At 68.8% G+C, this 19,780-nt stretch carries 14 protein-coding genes; 8 read left to right on the top strand and 6 right to left on the bottom strand.

Going from position 1 to position 19,780, the window contains the following annotated elements; all coding sequences use genetic code 11:
- Nucleotides 1-106: 106 nt before the first annotated feature.
- From CLM62_RS35850 to CLM62_RS35830, 5 genes are all read left to right on the top strand, one after another.
- Complete coding sequence (locus CLM62_RS35850) at nucleotides 107-1,189, top strand: sugar ABC transporter substrate-binding protein (RefSeq protein WP_095754066.1); 1,083 nt, start codon at nucleotides 107-109, stop codon at nucleotides 1,187-1,189.
- A gap of 216 nt (nucleotides 1,190-1,405) precedes the next feature.
- Entirely contained in the window at nucleotides 1,406-2,194 is a 789-nt protein-coding gene (locus CLM62_RS35845; protein WP_095754065.1) for an ATP-binding cassette domain-containing protein, read from the top strand.
- Nucleotides 2,191-3,510, top strand: a complete 1,320-nt coding sequence (locus tag CLM62_RS35840) for a sugar ABC transporter permease (protein WP_095754064.1) — start codon at nucleotides 2,191-2,193, stop codon at nucleotides 3,508-3,510. The genes CLM62_RS35845 and CLM62_RS35840 overlap by 4 nt, the downstream gene beginning before the upstream one ends.
- Before the next feature lie 288 nt (nucleotides 3,511-3,798).
- On the top strand, nucleotides 3,799-5,736 hold the full coding sequence (gene dxs, locus CLM62_RS35835; protein ID WP_095754063.1) for a 1-deoxy-D-xylulose-5-phosphate synthase: 1,938 nt from the start codon (nucleotides 3,799-3,801) through the stop codon (nucleotides 5,734-5,736).
- A gap of 151 nt (nucleotides 5,737-5,887) precedes the next feature.
- Nucleotides 5,888-7,411, top strand: a complete 1,524-nt coding sequence (locus CLM62_RS35830) for an amino acid permease (RefSeq protein ID WP_095754062.1) — start codon at nucleotides 5,888-5,890, stop codon at nucleotides 7,409-7,411.
- Between the two features lie 140 nt (nucleotides 7,412-7,551).
- Here CLM62_RS35830 and CLM62_RS35825 read toward each other — a convergent pair whose 3' ends face one another.
- Nucleotides 7,552-7,923, bottom strand: coding sequence for an NTP pyrophosphohydrolase (locus CLM62_RS35825; RefSeq protein ID WP_095754119.1), 372 nt, complete (start codon nucleotides 7,921-7,923; stop codon nucleotides 7,552-7,554).
- Between the two features lie 43 nt (nucleotides 7,924-7,966).
- Entirely contained in the window at nucleotides 7,967-8,857 is an 891-nt protein-coding gene (locus CLM62_RS35820; RefSeq protein ID WP_095754061.1) for an NAD(P)-dependent oxidoreductase, read from the bottom strand.
- A 165-nt stretch (nucleotides 8,858-9,022) separates the two neighbouring features.
- Between CLM62_RS35820 and CLM62_RS35815 the strand changes: the two genes are divergently transcribed.
- The 3 genes from CLM62_RS35815 to CLM62_RS35805 all read left to right on the top strand — a co-directional run bounded on the left by CLM62_RS35815 (nucleotide 9,023) and on the right by CLM62_RS35805 (nucleotide 13,262).
- A complete protein-coding gene (locus CLM62_RS35815) occupies nucleotides 9,023-10,039 on the top strand; it encodes a hypothetical protein (RefSeq protein ID WP_095754060.1) in 1,017 nt (338 codons plus the stop codon).
- A 236-nt stretch (nucleotides 10,040-10,275) separates the two neighbouring features.
- Nucleotides 10,276-11,547, top strand: a complete 1,272-nt coding sequence (locus CLM62_RS35810; RefSeq protein ID WP_095754059.1) for a nucleotide sugar dehydrogenase — start codon at nucleotides 10,276-10,278, stop codon at nucleotides 11,545-11,547.
- Nucleotides 11,544-13,262, top strand: a complete 1,719-nt coding sequence (locus CLM62_RS35805; RefSeq protein WP_095754058.1) for a glycosyltransferase — start codon at nucleotides 11,544-11,546, stop codon at nucleotides 13,260-13,262. Before CLM62_RS35810 ends, CLM62_RS35805 begins: the two co-directional genes overlap by 4 nt.
- A gap of 76 nt (nucleotides 13,263-13,338) precedes the next feature.
- Here CLM62_RS35805 and CLM62_RS35800 read toward each other — a convergent pair whose 3' ends face one another.
- From CLM62_RS35800 to CLM62_RS35785, 4 genes are all read right to left on the bottom strand, one after another.
- Nucleotides 13,339-14,799: a polysaccharide deacetylase family protein gene (locus CLM62_RS35800; protein WP_257004282.1), complete on the bottom strand. Its 1,461-nt coding sequence runs from the start codon at nucleotides 14,797-14,799 to the stop codon at nucleotides 13,339-13,341.
- Nucleotides 14,800-14,816: 17 nt separating this feature from the next.
- Nucleotides 14,817-16,253, bottom strand: a complete 1,437-nt coding sequence (locus CLM62_RS35795) for a cellulose binding domain-containing protein (RefSeq protein ID WP_095754057.1) — start codon at nucleotides 16,251-16,253, stop codon at nucleotides 14,817-14,819.
- Between the two features lie 173 nt (nucleotides 16,254-16,426).
- The gene (locus tag CLM62_RS35790) at nucleotides 16,427-18,556 is read right to left on the bottom strand and encodes a 3-hydroxyacyl-CoA dehydrogenase NAD-binding domain-containing protein (protein WP_095754056.1); all 2,130 of its coding nucleotides are present in this window, start codon (nucleotides 18,554-18,556) and stop codon (nucleotides 16,427-16,429) included.
- The gene (locus tag CLM62_RS35785; protein ID WP_095754055.1) at nucleotides 18,553-19,770 is read right to left on the bottom strand and encodes an acetyl-CoA C-acyltransferase; all 1,218 of its coding nucleotides are present in this window, start codon (nucleotides 19,768-19,770) and stop codon (nucleotides 18,553-18,555) included. The genes CLM62_RS35790 and CLM62_RS35785 overlap by 4 nt, the downstream gene beginning before the upstream one ends.
- Nucleotides 19,771-19,780: the final 10 nt, after the last annotated feature.

Here is a 19,780-nt window from a genome sequence, read left to right as displayed (position 1 = left end):
TTAAGGATTTACTTCTTGACGTCGCACGTATGGCCGAGTTGACTTCCAGCCACCTCGGCCGCAATGTCGCGGCCTCGTCAGGGAGGTTTCTCAAGTGAACACGCGTATGCGTCGTGCCGCCGTTGCTTTTGTGGTCTCGGCCCTCGCCGTCTCGACCGCCGCTTGCGGCAAGGCCGGTGACGGTGATTCGGACAGCGGCAGCAGCTCGGACTCCAAGTCGATCGGCCTGCTCCTGCCCGACAGTGTCACCACTCGGTACGCCAAGTTCGACAGGCCGTACTTCGATGCCAAGGTCAAGGAACTCTGCGCCGACTGCAAGCTGGAGTACGCCAACGCGGCGGGCAGCGCGGCGACCCAGGCCCAGCAGGTCAGCAGCATGATCACCAAGGGCGTCAAGGTCATCGCGATCAGCGCCGTGGACTCCGCCGCCATCAAGTCGTCCATACAGGCCGCCGTCGACAAGGGCATCAAGGTCATCGCCTACGACCGCCTCGCCCAGGGTCCCGTCTCCGCGTACGTGTCCTTCGACAACGAGAAGGTCGGCGAGCTTCAGGGCCAGTCCCTGCTCGACACGATGGGCGACAAGGCCACCCCGAAGTCCAAGGTCGTCATGATCAACGGTCTGGCCTCCGACCCGAACGCCGCCCTGTTCAAGAAGGGCGCCCACAAGGTCCTCGACGGCAAGGTCGACATCGCCTACGAGCAGGCCGGTGACTGGGACGACAAGGTCGCCGCCCAGAAGATGTCCGCCGCCATCACGCAGCTGGGCGCGAAGAACATCGCGGGCGTCTACTCGGCCAACGACGGCATGGCCGGCGGTATCGCCACCGTCCTCAAGGGCGCCGGCATCAGTGACGTCCCGCTGACCGGTCAGGACGCGGAGCTCACCAGCATCCAGCGGATCCTCGCCGGTACCCAGTCCAGCACGATCTACAAGGCGTACAAGCCGGAGGCCGACGCGGCCGCCCAGCTGGCCGTCAACCTGCTGGAGGGCAAGAGCATCGACTCCCTGGCCACCACGACGCAGACCAGCGGTTCCGGCGAAAAGGTGCCCTCGCAGCTGCTGACCCCGGTCACGCTCACCAAGGACAACATCAAGGACACGGTGGTCAAGGACAAGCTCTACACCGTCGCCGAGATCTGCACGGGGGCCTACGCCGCCGGCTGCAAGGCCGCCGGCCTGCAGTAGTCGCCGCCCCAGTGGCAGGCCGCAGAGCCTGTCCGGTGCCCGCCCCACCTCCAGACCCCGCTGTGGGGCGGGCACCGGACGGAAGACATGACGCACGCAGCCGTTGCCAACTGGCATCGGCCGTGCGCATGTTCCTCTTGTAAATCGATGCTTCGAGCACAACTCTCCGCGCATTTCCCCAAGCGCGGCATCCCCGCCGGTCAGGCGGCGAAGGAGATGGTTCACGTGTCCGCTACGCCCGTGTTGGCGTTGCGCGGAGTCTCCAAGCGATTCGGTGCGGTGCAGGCCCTCACCGATGTCGAACTGGAGGTTCACGCCGGAGAAGTGGTCGCCCTGGTCGGCGACAACGGCGCAGGAAAGTCCACCCTGGTCAAGACGATCGCGGGTGTGCACCCCATCGATGAGGGCGTCATCGAGTGGGAGGGCAAGCCGGTCAGCATCGACAAGCCGAACGACGCCCAGGGACTCGGCATCGCGACCGTCTACCAGGACCTCGCGCTGTGCGACAACCTCGATGTCGTCGGCAACCTCTACCTCGGTCGGGAACTGCTGCGCCGCGGCATCATCGACGAGGTGACGATGGAGCAGAAGGCCCGCGAGCTGCTGGCCACGCTCTCCATCCGCATCCCGAGCGTGCGCATCCCGATCGCGAGCCTCTCCGGTGGCCAGCGCCAGGTCGTCGCCATCGCGCGCGCCCTGATCGGTGACCCCAAGGTCGTCATCCTCGACGAGCCCACCGCCGCCCTGGGCGTCGAGCAGACCGCGCAGGTCCTCGACCTGGTCGAGCGGCTGCGCGAGCGCAACCTCGGCGTCATCCTCATCAGCCACAACATGGCCGACGTCAAGGCGGTCGCGGACACCGTCGCCGTCCTGCGCCTGGGCAAGAACAACGGGTTCTTCCCGGTGAAGGACACCACCCACGAAGAGATCATCGCCGCGATCACCGGTGCCACGGACAACGCCGTGACCCGTCGTGCGGGGCGCACCACGGAGGCGGCAAAGTGAGTGACACGTCCAAGACCGTGAAGCAGGATCCGGAGCCGGTGTCCCAGCAGACCGTCGCCCCGGCGGACGACCCCACGGCCGCGCCGGTCACCGTCGTCGACCCGCGTCTGCTGATCCGGGAAGAGGGCCTGAAGGGCTACTGGACCGAGTTCAAGCGGAAGTTGAAGGGCGGCGAGCTCGGCTCCCTGCCGGTCGTCGTCGGTCTGATCGTCATCTGGACGATCTTCCAGGTACAGAACGACCGGTTCCTCAGCGCCGAGAACCTGTCCAACATCAGCTTCTACCTGTCGGCCACCGGCATGCTCGCCATCGGCCTGGTGTTCGTGCTGCTGCTCGGCGAGATCGACCTGTCCGTCGCCTCCGTCAGCGGCCTCGCGTCCACCCTGTTCGCCGTGTTCGTGGTCAATCACGACATGAACGCCTGGCTCAGCCTGGTACTGACCGTGCTGGTCGGCATCGGCGTCGGTACGCTGCACGGCTGGTTCTTCGCCAAGATCGGTGTACCGGCCTTCGTCGTGACCCTGGCCGGCTTCCTCGGCTGGAACGGCCTGATGCTGTGGCTGCTCGGCTCGACCGGCACCATCAACATCCCGGACACCGGTCCGGTGCACCTCCTCGGGCAGCGCTCCTTCTTCATGGACCAGGCCATCATCGGCGCCTACCTGCTGGCCGCCCTCGGTGTCGCCTCCCTGCTCGCCGGCTCGCTCATCGAGCAGGGCCGCCGCAAGGCCGCCGGGGTGCCCTTCCGCACCACCGGTGAGATCGCTCTGCGCGTCGGCGCGCTCGCCGTGGCCGCGTTCGTCGCCGCGTACGTCCTGAATTCCTCCGCGGGTGTGTCCAACGCGCTGGTGATCTTCCTCGCCTGCCTGGTGATCGTGGACTTCGTGCTGCGGCGTACGCCGTTCGGCCGCAAGGTGTTCGCGGTCGGCGGTGGGGTCGAGGCGGCGCGGCGTGCGGGTATCAACGTGTCGCTGGTGCGGATCACCGTGTTCGCCATCGCGGGTGGGTTCGCGGCGATCGGCGGGATGTTCTTCGCCGGGCAGACGCAGAGTGCGTCGCTGACGTCGGGCGGCGGCAACACGCTGATGCTGGCGATCGCCGCCGCCGTCATCGGCGGTACGAGCCTCTTCGGTGGGCGCGGGTCCGTGTGGTCGGCGCTGCTGGGCATGCTGGTGATTCAGTCGATTCAGACGGGTCTTGACCTGCTGAACATGAACACGTCGATTCAGTACATGATCACTGGTGCGGTGCTCTTGGGCGCCGTGGTCATCGACTCCGTCTCGCGCAGGAGTCAGAAGGCTGCGGGGCGTGCGTAGCGCTGTCGCGACGTAGGGGTGCGGGTTCGGTTGCGAGTGCTGGTCCGTTGTGGCTGGTCGCGCAGTCCCCCGCGCCCCTGAGGGTGTTGCGGTCCCGCTGCTTTGAAAGAACCCTGTGCCCGGCACCAATGGCGGTGCCGGGCAGAGTCATGTCGTAGGAACGGCGCAACTTGGGTACAGCCGACGCGTGACATACGACGCACCGCCCGGGCGCTGGTCGCGGAGGCGGAACATTAGACTCGACAAGCCCGGCAACAGCTCGATCAGCTCTACTGCAAGGAGGCACGGGTGCCGCTGCTGACCCGCATCAGGGGACCGCGTGATCTGGACCGGCTCAGCCTGGAGCAGCTGGACCAGCTGGCAGAGGAGATCCGGACCTTCCTCGTCGACGCCGTCTCCAAGACCGGCGGCCACCTCGGCCCCAACCTCGGTGTGGTCGAGCTCACCATCGCCCTGCATCGGGTGTTCGACTCGCCCAAGGACAAGGTGCTCTGGGACACCGGTCACCAGTCCTACGTGCACAAGCTGCTCACCGGTCGTCAGGACTTCTCCAAGCTGAAGATGAAGGGCGGCCTGTCCGGCTATCCGTCGCAGGCCGAGTCCGAGCACGACGTCATCGAGAACAGCCACGCCTCGACGGTCCTGGGGTGGGCCGACGGCATCGCGAAGGCCAACCAGATCCTCGAACGGGACGACCACGTGGTCGCCGTGATCGGTGACGGCGCCCTGACCGGCGGTATGGCCTGGGAGGCGCTCAACAACATCGCCGACGCCAAGGACCGCCCGCTGGTCATCGTCGTCAACGACAACGAGCGGTCGTACGCCCCCACGATCGGCGGGCTCGCCAATCATCTGGCGACGCTGCGGACCACCGACGGGTACGAGCGGTTCCTCGCCCGGACGAAGGAAGTGCTGGAGCGGACTCCGGTCGTCGGAAGGCCTCTGTACGAGACCCTGCACGGGGCGAAGAAGGGGCTGAAGGACTTCATCGCGCCGCAGGGCATGTTCGAGGACCTGGGGCTGAAGTACGTCGGGCCGATCGACGGACACGACATCGAGGCCCTGGAGTCGGCGCTCGCGCGCGCCAAGCGCTTTGGCGGCCCCGTCATCGTGCACTGCCTGACCGAGAAGGGCCGCGGCTACCAGCCCGCACTCCAGGACGAGGCCGACCGCTTCCACGGCATCGGCCCCATCCACCCGGACACGGGCCTGCCGATCAAGGCCTCGGGCGCCGACTGGACCTCCGTCTTCGGCGAGGAGATGGTCGCGCTCGGCAAGGAGCGCGAGGACATCGTCGCCATCACCGCGGCGATGCTGCAGCCGGTCGGCCTGAAGAAGTTCGCGGACGCCTTCCCGGACCGCATCTACGACGTCGGCATCGCGGAGCAGCACGGCGCCGTCTCCGCGGCGGGCCTCGCCGCGGGCGGTCTGCATCCGGTCTTCGCCGTGTACGCCACCTTCCTCAACCGTGCCTTCGACCAGGTGCTGATGGACGTCGCCCTGCACAAGTGCGGTGTGACGTTCGTCCTGGACCGGGCCGGCATCACCGGCACCGACGGCGCCTCCCACAACGGCATGTGGGACATGTCGATCCTCCAGGTCGTGCCGGGGCTCCGGCTGGCCGCGCCGCGCGACGCCGACCAGGTGCGTGCGCAGTTGCGGGAGGCCGTCGAGGTCGCCGACGCGCCCACCGTGGTGCGCTTCTCGAAGGGCGCGGTCGGTCCCGCCGTACCCGCCGTGGGGCGTGTGGGCGGCATGGACGTGCTGCGTGAGCCCGGTACCGACACCCCCGACGTGCTGCTGGTGTCGGTGGGCGCTCTCGCTCCCATGTGCCTGGAGATCGCCTCCCTCCTCGACAAGCAGGGCATCTCCACCACCGTCGTCGACCCTCGCTGGGTGAAGCCCGTCGACGAGGCCATGGCCCCGCTCGCCGAGCGGCACCGCGTGGTCGTCACCGTCGAGGACAACTCCCGTGTCGGCGGCGTCGGCTCGACGATCGCGCAGGCCCTGCGCGACGCGGGCGTCGACGTCCCGCTGCGCGACTTCGGCATCCCCCCGCGCTTCCTCGACCACGCCTCCCGCGCCGAGGTCATGGCGGAGATCGGGCTCACCGCGCCCGACATCGCCCGCCAGGTCACCGGTCTGGTCTCCAGGCTGGACGGCCGGTACGGCCGGTACGGCAGCACGGCCGCCGAGGTCGACTCCGTGGAGCCCGCACGCGACTGAGGCGACACGGTACGACACGCCTGAACGGGCCGCTGCCACCACTGCGAAGAGTGGTGGCAGCGGCCCGTCCGCGTGAATCCGCCCGCGCCGGGGCATACGGACTACGCCCCCTCTCGATCATGTCGAGGACGACACAGCGTGGGAGGTACCCGTGAGCAGCACCCTCTTCCGGACGAAGAAGGTCGAGCAGTCCATCCTCGATACCGAGGAACCAGAACACGCGCTCAAGAAATCCTTGTCCGCGCTGGATCTGACGGTCTTCGGCGTCGGCGTCATCATCGGCACCGGCATCTTCGTCCTCACCGGCACGGTGGCCAAGAACAACGCCGGCCCCTCCGTCGCCCTGGCCTTCGCCGCGGCCGGCGTCGTCTGCGCGCTCGCCGCGCTCTGTTACGCCGAGTTCGCCTCCACGGTCCCGGTGGCAGGCTCCGCCTACACCTTCTCGTACGCCTCCCTCGGCGAACTGCCCGCCTGGATCATCGGCTGGGACCTGGTCCTGGAGTTCGCGCTCGGCACGGCGGTGGTCGCCGTCGGCTGGTCCGGCTACATCCAGTCGCTCATGGACAACGCGGGCTGGGAGATGCCCGCGGCGCTGGGAAGCCGACAGGGCGCCGGTGACTTCGGCTTCGACATCCTCGCCGCCGCCCTGGTCCTGGTGCTCACCGCGATCCTCGTCCTCGGTATGAAGCTGTCCGCGCGGATCACCTCGCTCGTCGTCGCCATCAAGGTGACGGTCGTCCTCGTCGTGATCATCGCGGGTGCCTTCTTCATCGACGGCGACAACTACGACCCGTTCATCCCGAAGGCGCAGGACGTGCCGCCGGGGGAGAGCCTCCAAGCCCCACTGATCCAGCTGATGTTCGGCTGGGCGCCCTCCAACTTCGGCGTGATGGGCATCTTCACCGCCGCCTCCGTCGTCTTCTTCGCCTTCATCGGCTTCGACGTCGTGGCCACGGCCGCCGAGGAGACCAGGAATCCGCAGCGCGACATGCCGCGCGGCATCCTCGGCTCCCTCTTCATCTGTACGGCCCTGTACGTCGCCGTGTCGATCGTCGTGACCGGCATGCAGCACTACAGCCAACTGTCCGTCGACGCGCCGCTCGCCGACGCGTTCAAGGCCACCGGGCATCCCTGGTACGCGGGCTTCATCAGCTTCGGCGCGGCGGTCGGCCTGACGACGGTCTGCATGATCCTTCTCCTGGGCCAGACCCGTGTCTTCTTCGCGATGAGCCGCGACGGACTGCTGCCCCGCTTCTTCTCGCGCGTCCACCCCCGGTTCAAGACCCCGCACCGGCCGACCATCGTGCTCGGCGTGAGCATCGCGGTCCTCGCGGGCTTCACCCCGTTGAACGAACTCGCCGCACTGGTGAACATCGGCACCCTGTTCGCCTTCGTGGTCGTCGCGATCGGCGTACTCATCCTCCGCAAGACGCGCCCCGACCTGCACCGCGCCTTCCGCACCCCGTGGGTGCCGTTCATCCCGATCCTGTCGGTGTGCGCCTCCCTGTGGCTGATGCTGAACCTCCCCGCCGAGACCTGGGTCCGGTTCGGCATCTGGATGGCGGCCGGCTTCCTCGTCTACTTCCTCTACGGCCGCTCCCACAGCCGCCTCGGCCGACACGAGGAGACCACGGTCGGCGAAGTGATGAAACCGAAGCCGGGCGACACCGAGTAACCGAGAGGTCCCCTCACCGGCCCGGTATGTCACCTAGCCTGCGGGCAGTCGTGCCGCTGGGGCGGCACGGGTGGGCGCAGGCGGCACCCCGCAGCGCCGGGCTGCGCACCCACCCCCGCCCAGCACCAACCCCGGCCACCTCACGGCCGAACAGCCCGTGGCCCCAGCACATCCGCCCCCAACTCCCGCACCCGCCCCCGCAGTTCCCGGTCCGCCGTAACCACCAGAACAGACCGTTCACCGGCCCCCGCCACCAGCTCGACCATGTGATCGTCCCCACTCCCCGGCGCCGACTCCACCCGCACCCCGGGCACCGACTCCACCCCCCGCGCCGCCCCCTCGACCACGAGCACGAGCTCCACCGGCCCCGTATGCCCCGGCACCCCGTCCACCGCCAACCGGTCCCGCAGCCGCTCCGCGGCCCCCCGCCGGTCCCGCCACCAACCATCGGGCACCGACCCGACGACGTTCGCGGCGTCCACGATCACGAGCAGGGGGGAGTCGTCGTCCATACGGTCAGGGTCCCACGGTCGACCGAGCCGGCGGACCGGCACGTCACTCCTCCCGCTTCTCGTCGAAACTCGCGAAGTACGCGGCGGCCATGTCCTCCTCGCCATGCCCCTGCGCAGCAGCCCGCTCCAGCCGCGCCGCGCTCGCGGCGGCCACGTCGAGACGGACCCCGTACCGCTCGCCCGCCTCCACGATCAGACGGGCGTCCTTGGCGGCCGTGGCCACCCCGAACTGCGCCGGGGACAACTGGTCGTTGAGGACCAGCCCGGCCTTCGCGCGCAGGTAGCCCATGTCGAGCGGCCCGCCCGCGATGGCGTCGAAGAAGCTCTGCGGATCCACCTCCAGGGCCTTCGCCAACGCCAGGACCTCACCGACCGCGTTGGTGGTGGCGATCACCCAGCTGTTGGCGACCAGCTTCAGCCGGGTAGCGCTGCCGGCCGCGCCGTCCTCGCCGGTCCACAACGTGCGCGCGCCGACGGCGTCCAGGACGGGCGCCACGGCTCCCCGGTGCTCACTCGGACCGGCGGCCAGGACGAGCAACTGCCCCGCCTCGGCGGGCTGCCGGGTGCCCAGCACCGGCGCGTCGAAGAAGACCAGGCCGTGCTCGCGGGCGAAACCGGCCAGCTCGCCGATCGCCTCGATGCCGGCGGTCGTCGACTGCACCCACGCGGCGCCGGAGCGCAGCGCGGGCGCGGCCTCGCGCATGACACCGAGGGCGGCCGGACCGTCGTACAGCATGGTCAGGACGACGTCGGCGCCCCGGACGGCCCCGGCGGGCGTGTCGGTGATCTCGATGCCGTCGGCGGCGAGGGGTTCGGCCTTGTCGCGGGTGCGGTTCCAGGCGCGGACGGTGTGTCCGGCGCGGGCGAGGTTGCGGGCCATCGCGGCCCCCATGATCCCGGTGCCCAGGACGCTCACGGTGAGGGTGTCGGTCATGACGTCGGCTTCCTGTTCTCGTACGGCTTCTAGTAACGGCTTCTCGTACGGCTTCTCACACGACCTGTCGTGCGGCTTCGCGTACAGCCTGTCGCTCCTGGCCTCGACGGTAGACAGCCGGGGGCCGGAACACGCCCGGCGCTCCCCCTTGCTTAAAGTGAACTGGTGAACGGCGACTGGCTCATCCGCGGCCGCGACGGCCGGCTCAGTGTGTATCTGCCCGCGGGCGACGCCGTCCTGTGCCGGGCGGAGCGGGGACCCGGCGGCCTCTGGGACGCTCCCCGTCGCGTGGGCGGCGACCAGAAGCTGCACCCCCCGCTCGCGGTCGGGCAGGGCGCCGACGGTTACGCCCATCTGGTCTCCTGGCGGCCCACCGCCCGCGGTGAGTCCGGCCTCGTCCACTCCACGCACTTCCGGCCCCGGCTCGCCGCCCTCGACTGGATCCCGATCGGACACCCCGACAAAAAGGGCACGCCCACCGGCACGCCCGCCGTCACGGTCGACGCCCAGGGCCGCGCCCATGTCTTCGTCCGCAACAAGGGCGGCGGCGTCAGCATGCTCGGCCAGAAGGAGAAGGGCGGCTGGGGCCCGTGGCGCGACCTCAAGGGGAGTGACGTACAAGAGGAGTTGGCGGCCGTGACGGGGGAGTCCGGACGCGTCGAGCTGTACGCGGCCACCCCTGCCGGCATCCTGCACTGGCGGCAGGAGGAGCCGGGCGCCGTGCCGGTCCTTCAGGAGGCGATCGAGGCCCCGGTCCGCCCCGGCACCCTTCACGCGCTCGCCACATCTGAGGAGAGCACCACCCTCTTCTACACCGACACCTCCGGCGACCTGTGCGCCTGGCGCCCCGGCGCCAAGCCGGTCACCCTGATCGCCTCCGCCGGGCCCGGCCCGGTCTGTGCCGTCCGCTGCGAACTCGACGGCCACGACTGCACGCTGCTCGCCCAGCGCTCGGCGAGCGGCCGGGTCGCCTTCGCCGCCTACCCCACCGAGCAGGAGTCGGCCGGCGCCTGGTGGACCGAGTCGGGACCCCAACTCCCCGCGGACGCCGAGGTGTCCCTTGCGGTGGACGAGGACGACCGGGTGGTCGCGGCCACGCTCTCGCCGACGAGTGGACAGCTGCTCCTCACCCGTCGCAAGGACGAGCCGGGCCTCGCGCTGGAGGCCTGGCGGCAGGTCTGACACCCCCGCAGGACGCCCTGGTTCCGTGACAGGTGACGCATCAGGGACCAGAGACACATGAGGCACAGCGAGGGTTGTATGGGCCGATGCGTGACAAGTGGCACTCAGGAAACTTTAAGAAGCTGTGGTTAAAAGGTGAAAATGCTTGCTAGCCTCCCTTCGTTTGTTCGAATTATCGGGAGACCGATGTAGCACCGGCACCCGGCTGACGCCGGAACGGGGTTGGGAATGTTGTCGTGAGCAGATCCTCCACGGTGGATCTTGTCGTTGTCGGACTCGGTTACGTGGGGCTGCCGCTGGCCCGTTCCGCCGCTGCCGCGGGCATGAAGGTGGTGGGTCTCGACCGCAGCCGACGCGTGGTCGACGGGCTGAACGCCGGAAGCTCGCACGTGGACGACATCACCGACGCCGAAGTGCGCGCCATGCTCCGCCAGGGCTTCGAGGCCGTCGACCGGCCCGAGGTCATCGCCGACGCCGCCGCGGTCGTCATATGCGTCCCCACCCCGCTCACCGACCACGGCGCCCCCGACCTCGGCGCGGTACACGCCGCCGTGGACGACATCGCGGCCCACCTCAGGCCCGGCACGCTCGTGGTGCTGGAGTCGACGACGTACCCGGGCACCACCGACGAGGTCGTCCGCCCGCGCCTGGAGTCCGGTGGCCTGCGCGTGGGCACGGACTTCCACCTCGCCTTCTCCCCGGAGCGCATCGACCCGGGCAACCCCTCCTTCGGCCTGGAGAACACGCCCAAGGTCGTCGGCGGCATCACCGCCGACTGCACCAAGGCCGCCCGCGCCCTGTACGAGCGCTTCGTGGGCCGCGTCGTCGAGGCCAAGGGCACCCGCGAGGCCGAGATGGCCAAGCTGCTGGAGAACACCTACCGGCATGTGAACATCGCCCTCGTCAACGAGATGTCGATGTTCTGCCGTGAGATCGGCGTGGACCTGTGGGACGCGATCCGCTGCGCCTCCACCAAGCCCTTCGGCTTCGCGCCCTTCTACCCGGGCCCGGGCGTCGGCGGCCACTGCATCCCGATCGACCCCAACTACCTGTCGTACAAGGTCCGTTCGCTGGGCATCCCGTTCCGCTTCGTGGAGCTGGCGCAGGAGATCAACCAGCGCATGCCCGTGCACGTGGTCAACCGCGCCGCCGACCTCCTCAACGACCAGGGCAAGGCGGTCCGCGGCTCCCGCGTCCTGCTGCTCGGCGTGACGTACAAGGCGGACATCTCCGACCAGCGGGAGAGCCCGGCGATGGCCGTCGCGGAGAACCTCCTCGCGCGCGGCGCCGAACTCGTCTACTTCGACCCGCGCGTCACGGACTGGCAGGTCGGCGGCGCGAGCGTGCGGCGCGTCGACGACTACCTCGCCGAGGCCGCCTCCGCCGACCTCACCATCCTGCTCCAGCCGCACCGCGAGATCGACCTGGACGTGCTCGCCGACCGCGCCCGGGCGCTCTTCGACACCCGGGGCAAGTCCGCCGATCACCCCCGGGTGGTCAAGCTGTGACTTCCGAGGACACGTTCATACCCGGAGCCGTCGACTCCGGAGGCCGCCGGGCGCACCGCAAGCGCCGGCACCTGAAGGTCTCGTACATCGTCTTCCTCGGTCTGGCAGCGCTGATCGCCACCCGGCTCGACGCCGGCTCCCTGCACCTGTACTCGATGGGTGCCATGGGCCTGCTGTCCCTGAAGATGTTCGGCGCCCTCTTCTACCGTCCGGCCAAGGCCGGGCGGGAGGAGCTGGAGTACCTGGAGAACGCCTGGGTCACCGCGGTCATCCCGATCTACAACGAGGACCCGGTGATGTTCGAGCAGGGCATGCGCAGCCTCCTCGCGCAGAGCCGCCTGCCCAACGAGATCCACATCATCGACGACGCCAGCGCCAACGACTCCGGCATCAGGGCGGCGAAGAAGATGCGCCGCGAGTTCGAGGCCAAGGGCGTCAAGTACACGGTCAGCGTGCAGCCCGAGAACAAGGGCAAGCGCGAGGCGCTCGCGCTGGGCTTCGAGGCCGCCCCGTACTCGGACATCTTCCTCTGCGTCGACTCGGACACGGTCCTGTCCCGGGACACCGTCCGCGAGCTGCTGCTCCCGCTGGCCGACGAGAAGATCATGGCTTCCACGGGCATGGTCCTCGCGCTCAACCACGACAGCAACATCTTCACCCGCCTCCAAGACCTGCGCTACGGCAACTCCTTCCTCTTCGAGCGGGCCGCGTACTCGCGCCTGAAGTCGGTCCTGTGCTGCTGCGGCGCGCTCTCCGCCTACCGCGGCACGCTGGTCCGCAAGTACCTGCCGGACTTCCTCAACCAGCAGTTCCTGGGCAAGCCGGCCGTCTTCGGCGACGACCGCCGCATGACCAACTACTGCCTGATCGAAGGCCAGGTCGTCTTCCAGGAGACCGCCGTCGGCTACACGGCCGTCCCCGAGAAGCTGCCGCACTTCCTGCGCCAGCAGGTCCGCTGGAACAAGTCCTTCTTCCGCGAGTCCCTGTGGGCCTTCCGGCACCAGAAGAAGTACCGGCCCGCGTTCTGGCTGACCTGCATGGAACTGGCGCTGTGGCTGGTCTTCGGCTCGGCGATGTTCTACTCGATGGTCATCCTGCCGATCATCAAGCCCGAGCAGTTCGTCAACCACATCGGCGACTACCTCATCTTCATGGTGCTCATGGGGTACCTGCGCAATGTGCGGTACCTCGACTTCCCGCGCCGCGGCATGGGCTTCATCAAGCGGTTCGGCATGTTCCTGCTCGCGCCGATCTACGGCGTGATCCAGCTGACCCTGCTGACCCCGCTGCGCTTCTACGCCCTGTTCACCCTGCACAAGGGCAGTTGGGGCACCCGCCAGGGCGGCGTCGAGGTGTCCGTGGCCGGCGACCACGAGGCCGATGTGACGGAGATCTTCGAGGAAGAGGACCCGTACTCCGACAAGAAGGTCACCGAGACGCTCCAGCTGATGCGCCTAGAGGGCGTGGCCCTGCGCACCCGGCCCCGCCCGCCGGGCGGGATCCCCACCCAGCCGCAGCCGCTGCCCGGTTACGACGAGCAGCACGCGCACGTACCGCAGCAGCCCGTCACCTGGGGGACGCCGACGACGGCCGGACAGCAGCAGTGGGCCGCCGACCCCTACCAACAGGGGTACAACCCTCAGCAACAACAGGGCGGCTATGTGGACCCGTCCTGGCAGCAGGGCAACGGCCAGGGGCACGGACAGGGCTGGTAAGCACAGCAGCACAGCAGCACAGACGCGCAAGAGAGGGGCGGCCGTACGGCCGCCCCTCTCTTCTCGTGCGCGGGCCTCACGTGTAGTAGGCCATCGCCTCCTCGACCGTGAGCACCGGGATGCCCCGGTCGTCGATCGCCTTCATCAGCGCGGTGAGACCGGCCTTGCCGATCTCCGTGCTGGTCGCCGGAGCGCCCTCGACGACCTTGTGCAGGCACAGGATGAGCCAGTCACCGTTGTTCGCGCAGCGGTCGAGCCGGCCGCCCGCGCCGGTCACCTTCGACAGCGCCGTACCACCGATGCCCGTGCCGTCGTTGATGCCGGTCAGCGCCTTGAGGCGGTACGGCATCGCCGGGGCGAAGGACTCGATCGTCTCGGAGATGATCGACCGGGCCGTGGTGAAGTGCCGGCTCGCGATCAGGTCCACCGGAACGCCGTCCGACGTCTTCTGGAACGCGCCGTGCGGGTAGGCGAAGTGCTCGCTGGAGAAGCCGTTGCCCACCAGCCACTCGCGCAGCTTCCGGAAGTCCTCGTCCGCCTGCTCCGCGGTCAGCTTGGGATAACTGGCGGTGTGGGTGGCGTTCGCGTATGAGTGCCCGGCCATTTCCCAGCCGGAGTAGTCCTGCATCGAGCGCATCTGGCCGACCGTCAGGAAGCTGCCGGTACCGATCGCGTCGGCGATGTTGTAGACCGTGCCGGAGTAGCCGTAGGAGTCCATCACCGGCCGGGCCAGGTCGTGGACCGACTTGTGGGAGTCGTCGAAGGTGAGGGAGACGACGCCCTTGGGGAAGACCGTGGCGGTGTCCGGTACCACCTCGACGGCCTGCAGCCGGTAGGTCACCGGACCACCCGCGTTGTCGTACACGGCGAACGACATATCGGTGAAGCCGGTCTTGGTGGACGGTGTGCCGGAGGCGGAGACCGAGTACGTTCCGGCCGCGCTGGTGACATCGGCCCACTGCAGGTGGACCGTCACCCACTCCCCGGACTGGACGTAGTTGGCCGCCGTCTTGGAATGCGCGTGGAACGTCCAGGAGAAGTGGTTCGCGAGGGAGCCGCTGCCCAGATAGAAGACCAGCTTGGACAGGTTGGTCACGTCGTCGACCCGTAACACCAGCCTGATCATCTTGTTGGTCAGGTTCAGCGCGGTCATACCGGTCTTGCGGACGTACGACTGCTTGCCGGTGCCGTTGGTGGTGACGCGGACCGACTGGGTCCCACGTACGAAGGCGGACGTGTCGTTCGCCTCGGCCGACGCGGTGCCCGCGCCCCCCGGCGTCCAGCCGTGGGAGGCCTGGAACTGCTGGGACCAGGTGGCCCGGCGGTACTTGGGGCGGCGCCCCGACGGGGCGTAGGCCGGGGGAGTGGTGAGGCCGCCGATGGCCGCCTCGGCCGCCTCGGCGGCCGCGGGCTGGGCCGCCACGTTGCCCAGCCAGGCACCGCCGCCTGCCAGCGCCACACCTCCCGTGCCGCCCATGAGCAGCGCGGCGCGCCGGCTCAGCCGGCTGCCTTGGCCACGGTGTCGCTCCTTGCTCAACGAGGTTGCTCCTTGCCTCAACGGGACTGCTGGACGGTGTCGAAGTAGTTCATGCCGTTGTCGCTGTATTCCTTGACCGCGTTGTCGACTTCCTTGACGGTCAAGACGTCGCCTGCGTTGTAGTAGAGCCAGTCCACCTTCATGTCCCACGCACGGTCGCCCTTGAACGGCAGGTCGACGAACCAGTGGTTGAAGTTGACCGACATGCCCGAGCGCGGGGCGTACTTGCCGCTGCTGGTGAACAGCTTCTTGCCGTCCACGCGGTAGGTCACCTTGTCGTCCTGGACGGTGATCATCACGGTGTGCCAGCCGTCGAGGCTCTTGTTCGTCGTGGTGTAGACGCGGTCGTTCGACTCGTGGTCGTACCAGCTCACCGTGTCCAGCTTGGGGCCGAGCCGGCCCCAACCGCCGTTCGGCATGTACTCGTTGTCGAGTTCGCTGTACGTCTTGCCGCTGCCGCCGATGGTGTAGAAGGTCTGGTTGACGTGGTCGCCGCCCTCGCCCTCGGTCGGGTCGTCGCTGAAGTGGATCCGGGCGGCGTACGTCCCGTCGCGGAACTCGCGGCTCGCGGTGCCCAGGCTCGCCTGCTGGGTGCCGGACTTGGTGCCGTCGGTGGCGGCGCGCAGGTTGAGCACCTGGCCGTCGGCCAGGGCGTCCTTCTCCGCCGGAAACGTGACCCCGTCGGCCGACCAGGTGTTCTCGATGCCGGGGCCGCCCTTGCTGCTGCGCACCAGCCAGCCGTGCTTGAACAGCGCGGGGTCCTTGGCACCGGTGTAGTGGAAGTTGTCGAACAGTACCCCGGCCGGGGCGTCCGGCACCGGGGCGGGCGCGGCGGACGCCTTGGCCGACGCCCCCTTCTCGCCGCCGCTGTCCGGCTCGTCGCCCCAGGCGAGGACGCCCCGCTTGTAGGCGGTGACCGTCTTCGACTCCTTGTAGGTGGTCTTCTCGGCGTCGAAGGAGCGGTCGTTGGACTGGTCCAGCTCCTTGTGGTCGGCGCGGAAGAGCTGGACGTCGATGCCCTTGCTGTTGCCGCCGGGCTTCAGCGTGCCCGCGGCCTCGGTGAACCGGAGCTCCAGGTAGTGGTCGGCGTGCTCGGCGGACTTGTCCAGCTTCGTGACGGTCCCGGAGATGTTCGAGCAGCCGACGGCGGCCTGGACGCAGTTGAAGGCGTACGGCGAGCTCCCGTCCGCGGTGAAGTAGTACCGGAGCGTCACATCGCCGAGCGGCAGCGGCTGCTTCGAGTCGTTGAAGATCTCAAGAGACGGCTTGGCCGCCTCGGCCGTGTCCGGGGTGTCGGTGCGGTACCGGACGGTGAGCTCCGGCGGGTCCGGGTTCGCCGCCTTCCACACGGGATACAGCGCCGTGGCACCGGCGGCGACCACGCAGATCACCAGGAGCAGCCTGATCTTGGGCCAGACCCGACGTCGGGGTGGGCGGCGGCGGGTGGTCGCCACGGAAACTCCTTCGCACGACACTGATCGGTGCGTGGGCCACAACCGTCAGAGCAATGTAAACAAGTGGTCGGATTGTGTGAGGATCCTATCCGTCTCGGCATGGGAAAGGGGGTGGGGCGCATGGATCGTTACCATGCGCCCCACCCCCCTCAGAGGCGACCAGGGGTGACGCGTTACACCGGGACGCTCGCCACGCCCGGAGCCAGGAACTTCTTGCCGTTCACGCGCTCGGAGACACCCTCGCGGTCCAGGTACGGCGTGATGCCGCCCAGGTGGAAGGGCCAGCCCGCACCGGTGATCAGGCAGAGGTCGATGTCCTGGGGCTCGGCGACGACGCCCTCGTCGAGCATCAGCCCGATCTCCTGCGCCACCGCGTCCAGGACGCGCGCCCGCACCTGCTCCTCGGTCAGCACGGTGTCGCCCTGCTTCAGCAGCGCGGCGACCTCCGGGTCCAACTCGGGCTTGCCGCTGTCGTAGACGTAGAAGCCGCGCTTGCCCGCGTCCACGACCGCCTTGAGGTTGGGGGAGACCTTGAAGCGGTCCGGGAACGCCTTGTTGAGCGTCTCGGAGACGTGCAGACCGATCGCCGGGCCGACCAGCTCCAGGAGCACCAGCGGCGACATGGGCAGACCGAGCGGCTCCACGGCCTTCTCGGCGACCTCGACGGGGGTGCCCTCGTCGATGACGTTCTGGATCTCGCCCATGAAGCGGGTGAGGATGCGGTTCACGACGAACGCCGGGGCGTCCTTGACCAGAACCGCCGTCTTCTTCAGCTTCTTGGCGACGGCGAACGCCGTGGCCAGCGAGGCGTCGTCGGTCTGCTCACCGCGGACGATCTCGAGGAGCGGCAGGACGGCGACGGGGTTGAAGAAGTGGAAGCCGACGACCCGCTCGGGGTTCTTCAGCTTCGACGCCATCTCGGACACGGACAGCGAGGAGGTGTTGGTGGCGAGGATCGCGTGCGCCGGGGCGACCGCCTCGACCTCCGCGAACACCTGCTGCTTGACGCCGATCTCCTCGAAGACCGCCTCGATGACGAAGTCCGCGTCCGCGAAGCCCTCGGCCTTGTCCAGCACACCGGTGACCAGGGCCTTCAGGCGGTTGGCCTTGTCCTGGTTGATACGGCCCTTGCCGAGCAGCTTGTCGATCTCCGCGTGGACGTAGCCCACACCCTTGTCGACGCGCTCCTGGTCGATGTCGGTCAGCACGACCGGCACCTCCAGGCGGCGCAGGAAGAGCAGCGCGAGCTGCGAGGCCATGAGGCCCGCGCCCACGACGCCCACCTTGGTGACCGGACGCGCCAGGTTCTTGTCGGGCGCGCCGGCCGGACGCTTGCCGCGCTTCTGCACCAGGTTGAACGCGTAGATACCGGCGCGCAGTTCCCCACCCATGATCAGGTCGGCGAGCGCCTTGTCCTCGGCGTCGTAGCCCTGCTGGAGGTCGCCGTTCTTGGCGGCGGCGATGATGTCGAGGGCGCGGTAGGCGGCCGGAGCGGCCCCGTGCACCTTGCTGTCCGCGATGAAGCGGCCCTTGGCGACGGCCTGGTCCCAGGCCTCACCGCGGTCGATCACCGGGCGCTCGACCTCGATCTCGCCCTTCAGCACCTGAGCCGTCCAGATCAGCGACTGCTCCAGGAAGTCCGCGCCCTCGAAGATCGCGTCGGCGATACCGAGGTCGAAGACCTGCTGGCCCTTGAGCTGCTTGTTCTGGTTGAGCGAGTTCTCGATGATGACCGAGACGGCCTTGTCGGCGCCGATCAGGTTCGGCAGCAGCGTGCAGCCGCCCCAGCCCGGGACCAGACCGAGGAAGACCTCGGGGAGCGAGAACGCCGCGATGGCCTTCGAGACGGTCCGGTACTCGCAGTGCAGACCGACCTCGACGCCGCCGCCCATCGCGGCACCGTTGTAGTACGCGAAGGTCGGGACCGCGAGCGCGGACAGGCGCTTGAAGACCTCGTGGCCACCCTTGCCGATGGCGAGCGCGTCCTCGTGCCGCTTCAGCAGCTCGACGCCCTTGAGGTCGGCGCCGACCGCGAAGATGAACGGCTTGCCGGTGATGCCGACACCGACGATCTCGCCGGCCGCGGCCTCCTTCTCGACCTGGTCGATGGCGGTGTTGAGGTTCGCCAGCGAGGCCGGTCCGAAGGTGGTCGGCTTGGTGTGGTCGAGGCCGTTGTCCAGCGTGATCAGGGCGAAGCGACCAGCGCCGAACGGCAGGTCGAAGTGGCGTACGTGTGCCTGGGTGACGACCTCGTCCGGGAAGAGGTCGGACGCACCCTTCAACAGCTCAGCGGTGGTGCTCACTTGTCCCCCTCGAAGTGCGGGTTCTCCCAGATGACGGTGGCGCCCATGCCGAAGCCGACGCACATCGTGGTCAGGCCGTAGCGGACGTTCGGCTGCTCCTCGAACTGGCGGGCCAGCTGCGTCATCAGGCGGACGCCGGAGGAGGCCAGCGGGTGACCGTAGGCGATGGCGCCGCCGTACTGGTTGACGCGCGCGTCGTCGTCGGCGATGCCGTAGTGGTCGAGGAAGGCCAGGACCTGGACGGCGAAGGCCTCGTTGATCTCGAAGAGGTTGATGTCCTCGATCGACAGACCGGCCTTGGCGAGGGCCTTCTCCGTCGCCGGGATCGGGCCGTAGCCCATGACCTCGGGCTCGACGCCCGCGAAGGCGTAGGAGACCAGGCGCATCTTCACCGGGAGGTTGTTCTCGCGGGCGAAGTCCTCGGAGGCGATGATCGAGGCGGTGGCGCCGTCGTTCAGACCGGCCGCGTTACCGGCGGTGACCCGGCCGTGGACGCGGAACGGGGTCTTGAGACCGGCCAGGTTCTCCAGGGTGGTGCCCGGACGCATCGGCTCGTCGGCGGTGACCAGGCCCCAGCCCGTCTCGCCCGCCTCGGCGTTGGTACGGCGTACGGAGATCGGGACCAGGTCGGCCTGGATCTTGCCGTTGGCGTACGCCTTGGCGGCCTTCTCCTGCGAGCGCACCGCGTACTCGTCGGCGCGCTGCTTGGTGATGTGCGGGTAGCGGTCGTGCAGGTTCTCGGCGGTCATGCCCATGAACAGGGCGGACTCGTCGACCAGCTTCTCGCTCACGAACCGCGGGTTCGGGTCCACGCCCTCACCCATGGGGTGGCGGCCCATGTGCTCGACACCGCCGGCAATGACGGCGTCGTACGCGCCGAAGGCGATGGAACCGGCCGTGGTGGTCACGGCGGTCAGGGCGCCCGCGCACATGCGGTCGATGGAGTAGCCGGGGACCGACTGCGGGAGACCGGCGAGGATGCCTGCCGTGCGGCCGATGGTGAGGCCCTGGTCGCCGATCTGTGTGGTCGCGGCAATGGCGACCTCGTCGATCTTCTTCGGGTCGAGACCGGGGTTGCGGCGCAGCAGCTCCCGGATCGCCTTCACGACAAGGTCGTCGGCACGGGTCTCGTGGTAGATGCCCTTCGGGCCCGCCTTGCCGAACGGGGTGCGGACGCCGTCGACGAAGACGACGTCCCTGACGGTACGAGGCACGATGGCTCTC

This window comes from Streptomyces sp. SA15 (assembly GCF_002291145.1).
Taxonomy (GTDB): Bacteria; Actinomycetota; Actinomycetes; order Streptomycetales; family Streptomycetaceae; genus Streptomyces.
The sequence above is the reverse complement of the archived record's forward strand: the minus strand, read 5'-3'. Positions and strand labels throughout refer to the sequence as shown.